General features: G+C 68.2%; 12 protein-coding genes and 1 pseudogene. 1 reads left to right on the forward strand and 12 read right to left on the reverse strand.

Annotated features, from left to right (window positions below):
* Positions 1-553: DUF6456 domain-containing protein (locus tag FV223_RS10255; protein ID WP_246689657.1), on the forward strand; the 553-nt coding region annotated here is incomplete at its 5' end.
* A gap of 11 nt (positions 554-564) precedes the next feature.
* On the opposite strand, the gene FV223_RS10260 is transcribed toward FV223_RS10255, so the two are convergent.
* From FV223_RS10260 to FV223_RS30260, 12 genes and pseudogenes are all read right to left on the reverse strand, one after another.
* The gene (locus FV223_RS10260) at positions 565-987 is read right to left on the reverse strand and encodes a SufE family protein (protein WP_147726948.1); all 423 of its coding nucleotides are present in this window, start codon (positions 985-987) and stop codon (positions 565-567) included.
* A gap of 82 nt (positions 988-1,069) precedes the next feature.
* Complete coding sequence (locus FV223_RS10265; RefSeq protein ID WP_243932837.1) at positions 1,070-2,068, reverse strand: PAS domain S-box protein; 999 nt, start codon at positions 2,066-2,068, stop codon at positions 1,070-1,072.
* Between the two features lie 217 nt (positions 2,069-2,285).
* Complete coding sequence (locus FV223_RS10270; RefSeq protein ID WP_147726950.1) at positions 2,286-3,338, reverse strand: aliphatic amidase; 1,053 nt, start codon at positions 3,336-3,338, stop codon at positions 2,286-2,288.
* 64 nt (positions 3,339-3,402) lie between these two features.
* Positions 3,403-3,720, reverse strand: coding sequence for a zinc ribbon domain-containing protein (locus FV223_RS10275; protein WP_147726951.1), 318 nt, complete (start codon positions 3,718-3,720; stop codon positions 3,403-3,405).
* 62 nt (positions 3,721-3,782) lie between these two features.
* On the reverse strand, positions 3,783-5,012 hold the full coding sequence (gene fmdA / locus FV223_RS10280; RefSeq protein ID WP_147726952.1) for a formamidase: 1,230 nt from the start codon (positions 5,010-5,012) through the stop codon (positions 3,783-3,785).
* 79 nt (positions 5,013-5,091) lie between these two features.
* Positions 5,092-6,108 (reverse strand): alpha/beta fold hydrolase, encoded by a 1,017-nt coding sequence (locus FV223_RS10285; protein WP_147726953.1) that lies wholly within the window; start codon positions 6,106-6,108, stop codon positions 5,092-5,094.
* An 11-nt stretch (positions 6,109-6,119) separates the two neighbouring features.
* Entirely contained in the window at positions 6,120-6,809 is a 690-nt protein-coding gene (gene urtE / locus FV223_RS10290) for an urea ABC transporter ATP-binding subunit UrtE (RefSeq protein ID WP_187274877.1), read from the reverse strand.
* 74 nt (positions 6,810-6,883) lie between these two features.
* Positions 6,884-7,669, reverse strand: a complete 786-nt coding sequence (gene urtD / locus FV223_RS10295) for an urea ABC transporter ATP-binding protein UrtD (RefSeq protein ID WP_147726955.1) — start codon at positions 7,667-7,669, stop codon at positions 6,884-6,886.
* A gap of 7 nt (positions 7,670-7,676) precedes the next feature.
* Positions 7,677-8,846, reverse strand: a complete 1,170-nt coding sequence (gene urtC / locus FV223_RS10300) for an urea ABC transporter permease subunit UrtC (RefSeq protein ID WP_147726956.1) — start codon at positions 8,844-8,846, stop codon at positions 7,677-7,679.
* Between the two features lie 11 nt (positions 8,847-8,857).
* Complete coding sequence (gene urtB, locus FV223_RS10305; RefSeq protein ID WP_147726957.1) at positions 8,858-9,784, reverse strand: urea ABC transporter permease subunit UrtB; 927 nt, start codon at positions 9,782-9,784, stop codon at positions 8,858-8,860.
* 262 nt (positions 9,785-10,046) lie between these two features.
* Positions 10,047-11,294: an urea ABC transporter substrate-binding protein gene (gene urtA, locus FV223_RS10310; protein WP_147726958.1), complete on the reverse strand. Its 1,248-nt coding sequence runs from the start codon at positions 11,292-11,294 to the stop codon at positions 10,047-10,049.
* Between the two features lie 208 nt (positions 11,295-11,502).
* Positions 11,503-11,724 (reverse strand): annotated as a pseudogene (locus FV223_RS30260) (DUF2125 domain-containing protein); the annotation flags it as partial.

Below are 11,724 nucleotides of genomic sequence, written 5' to 3' on the forward strand. Positions count from 1 at the left end.
CCTCAGGCGCGGCGACGCCCCGGCCGGCGAAGCGTTCCGCGGCCAGCATCTCGACCTCGTGGTGGAGGGCGAGGGGGCGGAGCGACGCCTGCGCGACGCCGCCGAGAGTCCGATCGCCTGGATGGTGCGGCGGCGCGGCCGGGACGGGGCGCCCCTCCTCGACCGGGCCTCGTTCGAGGCCGGCGAGCGTCTGCGCCGCGACATCACCACGGGCCTGATGATGCCACGAATGGGCATCGACTGGAGCGCGATCCGCGTCGACGGTTCCGGCCCGCGCGACGCCGCCGGCGCCTCGGATGCGATGATGGCGGCCCGTGCCCGGGTGGAGCGGGCGATGGCCGCGGTCGGCCACGACCTGTCGGGCCTGCTGATCGACCTGTGCGGCCACGTGAAGGGGCTCGAGCGGATCGAGGAGGAGCGCCGCTGGCCGGCGCGCTCCGCCAAGGTGGTGGCGAAGATCGCCCTCGGGCGCCTCGCCGAGCATTACGGCCTGCAGCGCGAGGCGGTCGGGCCCGACCACGCCCGGATGCGGCTGTGGCGGGACCGGGCGTAAGCCCCGCGCGCTCAGGCGGCGAGGCGGACCGCGTCGCGATGGATGCGGTCCGCCATGGCGCGGACCCCGTTCGAGCGCTGCGGCGTCAGGTGCTCGCCGAGGCCGAGCTTGGTGTAGAGCGCGAAGGCGTCGGTGTCGGCCGCCTCGCGCGGGGTCTTGCCGTTGAACAGCGCCACCATCAGCGCGACGAGGCCGCGCACGATGTGGGCGTCGCTGTCGCCGCGCAGGTGCAGGCGCGGCACGTCGCCCGAGGCGTCGACGTTCAGGTCGATCCAGACCTGGCTGGCGCAGCCGAGCACCTTGTTCGACTCGGCATGCAGGGCCGGGTCGGCCGGCGGCAGGGTGCGGCCGAGCTCGATCAGGTAGCGGTAGCGTTCTTCCCAGTCGTCGATGAATTCGAAGTTCTCGACGATGGTCTCGATCGGAGGCAGCATGCTCGGCCGGTTTCGTGTCGGGGGGCGCGGGATATCCCGGATATAGGTCGCCGCCCCGGCCGATGCGAATCGCGGCGCCCGCTCAGGCCGGGTCCTCGACCCGCGCCTCCGGCAGCTGCAGCCGCAGCGGATCCTCGGCGGTCGCGACGCCGGTGACCGCGATCTCGGCCTGGGCGGCGTAGGCCGCGATCAGCCGCGGCCCCAGCTTCGGGATGTTCGGCCGACCCGACTCCGCCTGGTCGCCGGCGCCGGAGACGATCGAGAGACGCACCGGTGCACCGGGGGCCGCGTCGATGTCGATGGCGATCGCGCAGGCGACGCTCTCGGCGGTGGCATCGAGGCATTCGGCGACGATCTCGGCGACGATCATGCCGAGAGCGTTGGCGGTGCGCGGCTCGACCAAGCTGGTGCCGGCGCCGCCGAGATGGACGCCGATGCGGCCGGCCCGACGCAGCTGGCCGAGGCCGGAGGCGAGCCGGTGCAGGTAGTCGCGCAGGTCGATCGAGGCGATGTGCGGCGCCTCGTGCAGGTGCTGCTGCACCAGCGCGATCGCCCGCACCCGCTGGCCCAGCGCCTCGAAGCTGCCGCGGCAGGGCTCGGGCGCCGCGCGGCCGTAGAGCCCGATCAGGCTGACCATCACCTGGAGGTTGTTGCGGACCCGGTGGTAGACCTCGGCGAGCAGTGTCTCCTTCTCCTGCAGCGCCTCCTCGATATGCACCTCGGCATGCTTGCGGTCGGTGATGTCGAAGCACGAGCCGAGATAGCCGCGGAACTCGCCGTCCTCGGTCAGCGGCCGGGCGGTGTCGAGCAGCCAGCGATAGGCCCCGTCGTGGCGCCGCAGGCGGAACTCCACGGTGAACGGCTCCCGCGCCGTGAACGCGGCCGAGACGATGCGCGCGTGGCGCTCGAAGTCGTCCGGGTGGAGCCCCGTGCGCCAGCCGGCGCCGAGCTCCTCCTCCAGCGGCCGCCCGGTGAACTGGAGCCAGCATTCGTTGTGATGGATCGCGTGGCCGAGATGGTCCGAGCGCCACATCATCAGCGGAACGTCGTCGGCGAAGCGCCGGAACTCCGCGCTGACCATGGGCGCTCCCGGCTCGCTGTCCTGACCGCCCGCACCGGCCGGCTTCGACTCACCGTTCATGATCTTCCCGATCCGCCCCTGTTCCGACCTGATGTGCGCTAGGCAAGCGCCGGTCAACGTGTCGGGCGATGGGCCGTTCCGATAGGGACGACGTCCTGTCACCCGCGCGGCCCCGCCCGGCCTCCCGGGCCGGCGGAACCGCGCGGTGGGCCGCGTCTCAGCGCGGGTCCGGCGGACCCTCGCCCTTGCCGACGAAGGGGATGCCGTCGATCGGGCATTCCTCGGTGCCGACGCCCTGCCGGGTGATGGCGCGCACCGCGTCGCGGGTGGCGTCGGGGTCCTCGATCCAGCGGCGGTAGAAGTCGTAGGGGCATTCCGACAGCCCGTGCCGGTTCTCCTTCGAGTTGATCATCCCGGTGTAGCCGCGGTGCAGCAGCTTGAAGAGGTGGTTCTCCGACTGCCCGTGCGCACGGAAGTCGCGGATCAGGAACTTCGACAGCGCCGCGTACTGGATGCCCATCTCCTCCTCGCCGCACTCGCCGAGGGTGCGCCCGTCGAAGCCGACGATCGCGGAGTGGCCGAAGTAGCTGTAGACCCCGTCGAAGCCGGCCGCGTTGGCCACCGCCACGTAGGTGTTGTTGGCGAAGGCCATCGCCTTCGACATCAGGATCTGCTGCTCCTTGGCCGGGTACATGTAGCCCTGGCAGCGGATGATGAGCTCGGCCCCGCGCATCGCGCAGTCGCGCCAGATCTCGGGATAGTTGCCGTCGTCGCAGATGATCAGGCTGATCATCAGGCCCTTCGGCCCCTCCGAGACGTAGGTGCGGTCGCCCGGGTACCAGCCCTCGATCGGCGTCCAGGGCATGATCTTGCGGTACTTCTGCACGATCTCGCCCTGGTCGTTCATCAGGATGAGCGTGTTGTAGGGCGCCTTGTTCGGGTGCTCCTCGTGGCGCTCGCCGGTGAGCGAGAACACGCCCCAGACCTTGGCCTTCCGGCAGGCGGCGGCGAAGATCTCGGTCTCCGCCCCCGGCACGGTGGAGGCGGTCTCGTATATCTCGCCCGCGTCGTACATGATCCCGTGGGTCGAGTATTCGGGGAAGATCACCAGGTCGAGGCCCGGCAGGCCGGCCTTCATCCCGACGATCATGTCGCCGATCTTGCTCGCGTTCTCCAAGACCTCGGCCTTGGTGTGGAGGCGGGGCATCTTGTAGTTCACCACCGCGACGCCGACGCTGTCGGCGCTGGACGAGATGTCTCCGTGCATCATGGCGTGGGTTCCTCCTGGCTTGGGTTCTTGCCTCCCCCGCGAGAGGGGGAGGGTGAGCTGCAGCCTAGTGGCTGATCATCCACGGCCGCGCGTTCGGAAAGCTCTTGGCGGCCGTGGGGTTGGACTTCGCCTTGGTCCCGCTGCAGCAGCCGCAGCCGGCCCCGTGCGCGGACGACTTGCGGGGCGCGTGCGCGCTGCGCTCGTTGGTGGCGAAGGCCTTGCGCCGGCCCGCATCCATGGAGGCGAGGTTCGGCGCGGTGAGGAAGGCGCGCCCGCACGCCGCCCCGCAATCGGGACAGTCGTGCGGGTCCCTGAACTGCGCCATCGGGCGCAGCACCGTGAACGGCCCGCAGGCCTCGCAAGCGTAATCGTAGACGGGCATTCGAGCGCTTTCAGGCAGGGTGCACGCGGTCTGCCGCCCGGAAGGCGCGGCAGACCCGAAGACTACAGATCCGGCGAGAGCGGCATCTGGATCGAGCCGTCGAGGAACTTCGTCGGCCCGGCAGCAGTGGGATTGATGTCGAACTCGAAGATCTTGGTCGGAATCCACAAGGTCGCGCAGGCGTTCGGGATGTCGACGACGCCGGAGATGTGGCCCTGGACCGGCGCGGTGCCGAGGATCGAGTAGGCCTGCGCGCCCGAGTAGCCGAACTTCTTGAGGTACTCGATCGCGTTGAGGCAGGCCTGGCGGTAGGCCACCGTCACGTCGAGGTAGTGCTGCTTGCCGTGCTCGTCGACCGAGACGCCCTCGAAGATCAGGTGGTCGTCGAACTTCGGGGTGATCGGCGACGGCTTGAAGATCGGGTTCTTGATCCCGTACTTGGCCATGCCGTCCTTGATCAGGCTGACCTTGAGGTGGACCCAGCCCGCCATCTCGATCGCGCCGCAGAAGGTGATCTCGCCGTCGCCCTGGCTGAAGTGCAGGTCGCCCATCGAGAGGCCGGCGCCGGGCACGTAGACCGGGAAGTAGATCTTCGAGCCGCGCGACAGGTCCTTGATGTCGCAATTGCCGCCGTGCTCGCGCCCCGGCACCGTGCGGGCGCCGGCGGCCGCCGCCTTGTCCTTCGCCTCGCCCTTGAGCCGGCCCATGTGGGCGGTCGGCGCGAAGGGCAGGGTGGCCAGCGCCGGCACGCGGTTCGGGTCGGTGTCGAACAGCGCCTTCTCGCGGGTGTTCCAGGTCTCCAGCATCTTCGGGTCGGGCAGGCAGCCGATCAGCCCCGGGTGGATCAGGCCGGGGAAGCGCACGCCGGGGATGTGGCGCGACTTGGTGAACATGCCCTCGAAGTCCCAGATCGACTTCTGCGCCTGGGGGAAGTGCTCGTCGAGGAAGCCGCCGCCGTTGTTTTTCGAGAAGAAGCCGTTGAAGCCCCACTGGCTCTCGGGCTTGGCGCCGATGTCGAGGAGGTCGACCACGAGCAGGTCGCCGGGCTCGGCGCCCTCGACGCCGATCGGGCCGGAGAGGAAGTGGACGATCGACAGGTCGATGTCGCGGACGTCGTCGGCGGAATCGTTGTTCTTGATGAAGCCGCCGGTCCAGTCGTAGGTCTCGACGATGAAGTCGTCGCCGGGCTTCACCGTCGCGACCATCGGGATGTCCGGGTGCCAGCGGTTGTGCACCATGTCGTTGTCGTAGGCCGATTGCGTCAGGTCGACCTTGATCAGCGTCTCGGGCATGTCTCGACTGTGCTCCCTGTTGTTCGAAAATCCGGGGCTTGGCGCATCCCCGCCCGGCCGGCGCACCGGCCGAAACCGTTCAGCTCGCGAGCAGCTCTTTGAGCGCGTCGTCGAGGGTCTTGATGTCGTCGGGGCTGGTGCCGGGGCCGCCGGCGAAGTGGCCCCACCAGGTGTCGATGACGCGCAGCTCCGCGTTCGGCATCGACTCCGCCTCGATGCGGTTGTCCTCGGGCGGGAAGTACAGGTCGGTCGAGGCCGGCATCAGGATCGCCTTGGCGGTGATCGCGCGAAGCGCCGCCTTAGTGTCCCCGTGGAAGGTGTCGTTGGCGCCGATGTCGCCGTTCTGCCAGGTCCACAGCATCTCGAGCAGGTCGTTGGCGTCGCGCGTGTAGAACAGCCCCTCCCAGAACCCGACGAGGAAGTCCTCGAGGGAGGCGTAGCCCATGTGGGTCTTGTCGGCCTCGATCCGGTAGAAGGTCTGCGACAGGCCCCAGCCGGCATAGACCCGGCCGAAGGCGCGCAGCCCCTTGTTCGGCGGGCTCGCGTACCAGCCCTCGGCGAAGGCGGCGTCGGCCTGGAGCGCGGCCTTGGCGCCTTCGAGGAAGACGAAGTTGTGCCGCGAGCACTTGGCCGAGCCCTGAAACGGCAGGATGCGCGGGACCATGTCGGGATAGAGCGCGCCCCAATGGTAGGTCTGGAGCGCTCCCATCGACCACCCGGTCACCAGCACCAGCTTATCGATGCCGAAATGCTCGGTGACGAGCCGGTGCTGCGCGCGGACGTTGTCGTAGGCGGTGACGTTGGGGAAGCGCGGCCCGTTCCAGGGGGCCGGCGTGTTGCTCGGCGAGGACGAGAGCCCGTTGCCGAACATGTTCGGGATGATGATGAAGTACTTCTCGGGGTCGAGCGCCTTGCCCGGCCCGATCAGCCACTCGTTCTCGGTGTGCTGGCCGGAATACCAGGTCGGGTAAACGATGGCGTTGTCGCGCGCCGCGTTCAGCGTGCCGAAGGCCTTGAACGCGAGCTTGGCGTCGCGCAGCGTCTTGCCGCATTGGAGAACGTGGTCGCCGAGCTCGAAGATCTCGTAATCGGCCATGATGTCCTCGTTCAGACCGAGAGGAAGCGGGCGACCTGGGCCTCGTCGATGTCGGCGCGCAGCGATTCGTGCACGATCTCGCCGTTCTCCATGACGAGCACCCGGTCAGCGACGTCGAGGGCGAAGCTCAGGACCTGCTCGGAGACGACGATCGACAGGCCGCGCGCGTCGCGGATCTTCTTCAGGGTCCGGCCCATCTCGCGAATGATCGACGGCTGGATGCCCTCGGTCGGCTCGTCGAGGAGCAGCACCTTCGGCTTGCTCGCGAGCGCGCGGGCGATGGCGAGCTGCTGCTGCTGGCCGCCCGACAGATTGCCGCCGCGCCGTCCCTTCATCTCGAGCAGCACCGGGAACATCTCGTAGAGGTCCTGCGGCACCTTGCGGGCGCCGGTGACGGTGAGCCCGGTCTCGATGTTCTCTTGCACCGTCATGGTCGAGAAGATTATCCGGCCCTGCGGCACGTAGGCGAGGCCCTTGGCGACCCGGGCGTGGCTCTTGAGGGCGCCGATCTCGGTGCCGTCGACGCGGATCGAGCCGGCCTTCACCGGCACGATCCCCATCAGGGTCTTCATCAGCGTGGTCTTGCCCATGCCGTTGCGGCCCATCACCGCGACGATCTCGCCGGGCGCGACCTGGAAGTTCAGCCCGTGCAGCACCTCGCTCTGGCCGTAGGCGGCGTGCAGGTCCTCGACGCTTAAGATCGGCGCGGCCGAGGGGAGCGTGGTGAGCGGAGGGGCCTTGGCCAGGGGGGGATGCGCGGTCTGCAGCATGATGCTCAGTGTCCCAGATACACTTCGATGACCTTCGGATCGTTCTTGACCCGCTCCATCGAGCCCTCCGACAGGACCTTGCCCTGGTGCAGCACGGTGACCCGGTGGGCGATGTCCTCGACGAACTTCATGTCGTGCTCGATCACCAGCACCGAGCGGCCGACGATGATCTGGTTCAGCAGCTCGGCGGTCTTGATGCGCTCGCCGACGCTCATCCCGGCCACCGGCTCGTCGAGCATCAGCAGCTCCGGGTCCTGGATCAGCAGCATGCCGATCTCGAGCCACTGCTTCTGGCCGTGGCTGAGGAACTCGGCCCGCTCCAGCAGCTGGTCCTTCAGGAAGATCGTCTCGGCGATCTCGTGGATGCGCTCGCGGACCTGCGCGTCGCGCTTGAAGGTCAGGGCCCCGAACACCGAGCGCCCGCGCGGGAACGAGATCTCCAGGTTCTCGAACACGGTCAGGTCGTCGTAGATCGACGGGGTCTGGAACTTGCGCCCGACGCCGGCCTGGACGATCGCGCTCTCGGTGAGCTTGGTCAGCTCCTGGCCCTTGTACTTGATCGACCCGGCGCTGGCGCGCGTGCGCCCGCAGATCAGGTCGAGCACCGTGGTCTTGCCGGCGCCGTTCGGGCCGATGATCACCCGGATCTCGTTGGGGTCGACGTAGAACGAGACGTCGTTGACCGCCTTGAACCCGTCGAAGGAGACGGTGAGCGCGTCGACCGCCAGCAGGTATTCGGGGGCGTTCGGGTTGGCGCCGATGACGGAGCCTGGGAGGATCGCGGCGTTCATGCTGTTCTCACTCGGCCGGTGCGCCGTGGGGGACGATCGCGGGGGGCGGGGCGCGCAGACCCTTCACCCGGCGCGTCAGGCGCGGCTCGACGTGCTCGCGCCAGATGCCGGCGAGACCGTTCGGGAAGGCCAGCACCACGGCGATGAACAGCGCGCCGAGGCCGAACAGCCACAGGTCGGGGAAGGATTCCGAGAAGCTGGTCTTGGCCCAGTTGACGAGCAGCGTGCCCCAGACCGCGCCGAACAGCGACATCCGCCCGCCGACGGCGGCGTAGATCACCATCTCGATCGAGGGCACGATGCCGACGAAGGACGGCGACATGAACCCGACCTGGAGGGTGAACATCGCGCCGCCGATCGCCGCGAAGGCGGCGGCGAGGCAGAAGGCGAAGACCTTGAACCCGGCGACCGAGTAGCCGGAGAACCGCACCCGGTCCTCCTTGTCCCGCATCGCGACCAGTATGCGCCCGAGCTTCGACTTCTTCACGAACTGCGCGATCAGGATGCAGCCGATCAGCAGGCCGCCGTTGACGAAGTAGAGGATGGTGTGGGCGCCGTCGGTGCGGATGTCCCAGCCGTGCAGCGTGCGCAGGTCGGTGATGCCGTTGATGCCGCCGGTGTAGCCCTGCTGCCCGACGATCAGGATCGTCAGGATCGCGGCGATCGCCTGGGTGATGATGGCGAAGTAGGTGCCCCCGACCCGGCGCTTGAACATCGCCGCCGAGATCACGAAGGCGAACAGCACCGGCACCGCGACGACGAGGATCAAGGTCAGCGGCAGGCTCTGGAACGGCTTCCAGAACCACGGCAGCGCCGTGATCTGGTTCCAGTCCATGAAGTCGGGGATGCCCGGTGTCGACTGGATCTTCGTGTTCTCGACGCTGGACGCCTCGAGCTTCAGGTACATCGCCATGCAGTAGCCGCCGAGGCCGAAGAAGCAGCCCTGGCCGAGCGACAGGATGCCGGCATAGCCCCAGCAGATGACGAGGCCGAGGGCGACGAAGGCGTAGGTGAGGTACTTGCCAACCAGGTTGAGCCGGAAGGCGTCGAGCAGGCTCGGCAGCACGACGAGCAGCACCAAAGCCAGCACAGCGAGGCTCAGCCACTCGATCGGCTTCATGAACGGGTTGTCGTTCACGGTGACGGACTTCGTCAGGGTCTGGACGGGGTTCTTCATCGTCGAAATCCTCAGCGCCGGACCTTGAGGGTGAACAGGCCCTGCGGCCGCAGCATCAGGATGCCGACCACCGCGAGCAGGGTGAGCACCTTGGCCATCGACCCGGAGAGGAAGAACTCCAGCGTCGACTGGGTCTGGGAGATCGAGAACGCCGAGGCGATGGTGCCGAGCAGGGAGGCCGCCCCGCCGAAGACCACGATCAGGAAGGTGTCGACGATGTAGAGCTGGCCCGAGGTCGGCCCGGTCGAGCCGATCATCGTGAAGGCCGAGCCGGCCACGCCCGCGATGCCGCAGCCGAGGCCGAACGTGTAGCGGTCGATCTTCTCGGTATCGATGCCGACGGCGCCCGCCATCGGGCGGTTGGCCATCACCGCGCGGACCTGCTGGCCGAAGCGCGAGCGGTAGATCAGCAGCGCGACGCCGACCGTGATCAGCGTGGTGACCGCCATCACGAACAGGCCGTTGATCGGGATCTCGATCGAATCGGTGACCTGCACCGAGCCGATCAGCCAGCTCGGCAGCTCGACGCCGACCTCGCGCGCGCCGAAGATCGAGCGGTAGGCCTGCTGCAGGATCAGCGACAGGCCCCAGGTGGCGAGCAGCGTGTCGAGCGGGCGCTTGTAGAGGTGGCGGATCAGCGCCCACTCCACCAGCATTCCCAGCGCCCCGGAGGCGCAGAAGGCGAGGATCATCGCCAGGAAGAAGTATGCCGGGAACAGCGCCGGCAGGTAGGTCTGGAAGAAGGCCGAGCACAGGTAGGTCATGTACGCGCCGAGGATCATGAACTCCCCGTGCGCCATGTTGATCACGCCCATCTGCCCGAAGATGATCGCCAGCCCGAGCGCCATCAGCACGTAGACCGAGAACAGGATCAGGCCGGCGAAGCCCTGCATCGCGAAGATCGCGCCGAGATCGCCGAGGGAATAGTCACCGAACATCCGTGCGCTCCGAGCCGTCGGGAATGCCGGAGGGCCGTGGCCCGCCGCCTTGCGCGATCGCCGTCTCCCACCCGCCCACCTCATCCTGAGGTGCCGGAGCGAAGCGGAGGCCTCGAGGGAGCCCTCCGGCGCGCTCGGCGATCCTTGGAGCCCTCCTTCGAGGCCCGCCGTCGCGGGCGCCTCAGGATTAGGTCGGGGAATGGGGGATCGTCGAAAGGCCGTCTGCAAATTGCGCGCCGCATCGGCGGCGCGCGCATGCGGCCTACTGGTAGCCCTTCGGGAACGGGTCGGGCTTGATCAACTCGGGGCTGGTGTAGACGATCTCGAACTGGCCGTCGGTCTTGGCCTTGCCGACCCGGGTCTTCGACCACAGGTGGTGGTTCGGGTCGATCCGGACGTAGCCCTCGGGGGCGCCCTTGAACTCGAGATCGGGCGAGGCGGCGACGACCTTGTCGACGTCGAACGAGCCGGCCTTCTCGCAGGCCATCTTCCACAGGTAGGGCCCGAGATAGGCGGCCTGGGTGACGTCGCCGATGACGGTCTTCTCGCCCCACATCTTCTTGAAGTCGGCGACGAACTTCTTGTTGTTCTCGTTCTCGATCGACTGGAAGTACTTCATGCACGAGTACGCGCCGGCGATGTTGTCGCCGCCGATGCCGTCGATCTCGTCCTCGGTGACCGAGATCGTCAGCAGCACCTGCTTCGAGAGGTCGATGCCGGACGCCTTGAGCTGCTTGTAGAACGCCACGTTCGAGCCGCCGACCACGTCGGTGAAGATGACCTTCGGCTTGGTGAGCTTGATCTTGTTGATCACCGAGTTGAACTGCGTGTGACCGAGCGGGAAGTATTCCTCGCCGACGACCTTGCCCTTGAGCACGTTCTCGACGTGCTTGCGGGCGATCTTGTTCGAGGTGCGCGGCCAGATGTAGTCCGAGCCGACGAAGAAGAACGTGTCGCCGCCCTTCTCCTTGTGCACCCAGTCGAGGCCGGCGAGGATCTGCTGCGTCGCCTCCTGGCCGGTGTAGAACACGTTCTTGGACTGCTCCAGGCCCTCGTAGAAGGTCGGGTAGTACAGGAGGCCGTTGTACTGCTCGAACACCGGCAGCACCGCCTTGCGCGAGGCCGAGGTCCAGCAGCCCATCACCGCCGCGCACTTGTCGTTGACGAGGAGCTTCTTGGCCTTCTCGGCGAAGGTCGGCCAGTCGGAGGCGCCGTCCTCCTGGATGATCTTGATCTTGCGGCCGAGGATGCCGCCGGCCTCGTTGATCTGCGCGATGGCGAGCTTCTCGGCCTGCTGGGCGCCGGTCTCCGAGATCGCCATGGTGCCGGTGATCGAGTGGAGGATGCCGCAGGTCACCTCGGTGTCGGTGACGGCGAGGCCGGTGGTGCTGACCGCCGAGGTGGCAGGCCCCGCCGCGAACGCGGTGCGCGGCAGGAGCGAAAGGGCGGGCGCGGCCGCCAGCCCCATCAGCAGCTTGCGCCGCAGGGGCGAGCGCAAGCCGCGGTCCATGCCCCGATCCAGATCGTGATCCCCGTCAGCCATCGTGCCTCACGCCTCGCATCTCGCGTCCGGCGGCTCATGGAACGGCCGCGGATCGTGGAGCGCACGCTAGGGGCTCGGTTGCGTTGCAGCATATACGCTGTTTTGCGTATGGCCGGCAGGGTCCGGGCGGCGCAGTCTGCTCCACCCTCGACGCCCGGGGACCGGCACGGCCGGATCAGTACAACGGCTGCAGCCGCACGTTCGGGATCGCGATCGGCCCGAACATCATCCGGCCGTCGGCGAGGCGCAGCGGCGGCAGCGGCTTGAGCGGCACGTCGCCCCCCGGCTCGCCCTCGGGCTGGCGCCTAAGCCCGAGCAGTCCGCCGACGAGGTTGCCGATGAGCGCGCCGCGATCGGCGCCGAAGCGCTGCCCGACGACCGACGCGACCAGCGCCTC

The organism is Methylobacterium sp. WL116, assembly GCF_008039455.1.
Lineage (GTDB): Bacteria > Pseudomonadota > Alphaproteobacteria > Rhizobiales > Beijerinckiaceae > Methylobacterium.

Coding starts and splice junctions, on each gene's coding strand:
- FV223_RS10260 (WP_147726948.1), bottom strand. CDS start 987: ATGCTGCCTCCGATCGAGACCATCGTCGAGAACTTCGAATTCATCGAC.
- FV223_RS10265 (WP_243932837.1), bottom strand. CDS start 2,068: ATGGTCAGCGCGGAGTTCCGGCGCTTCGCCGACGACGTTCCGCTGATG.
- FV223_RS10270 (WP_147726950.1), bottom strand. CDS start 3,338: ATGATGCACGGAGACATCTCGTCCAGCGCCGACAGCGTCGGCGTCGCG.
- FV223_RS10275 (WP_147726951.1), bottom strand. CDS start 3,720: ATGCCCGTCTACGATTACGCTTGCGAGGCCTGCGGGCCGTTCACGGTG.
- fmdA (WP_147726952.1), bottom strand. CDS start 5,012: ATGCCCGAGACGCTGATCAAGGTCGACCTGACGCAATCGGCCTACGAC.
- FV223_RS10285 (WP_147726953.1), bottom strand. CDS start 6,108: ATGGCCGATTACGAGATCTTCGAGCTCGGCGACCACGTTCTCCAATGC.
- urtD (WP_147726955.1), bottom strand. CDS start 7,669: ATGAACGCCGCGATCCTCCCAGGCTCCGTCATCGGCGCCAACCCGAAC.
- urtC (WP_147726956.1), bottom strand. CDS start 8,846: ATGAAGAACCCCGTCCAGACCCTGACGAAGTCCGTCACCGTGAACGAC.
- urtB (WP_147726957.1), bottom strand. CDS start 9,784: ATGTTCGGTGACTATTCCCTCGGCGATCTCGGCGCGATCTTCGCGATG.
- urtA (WP_147726958.1), bottom strand. CDS start 11,294: ATGGACCGCGGCTTGCGCTCGCCCCTGCGGCGCAAGCTGCTGATGGGG.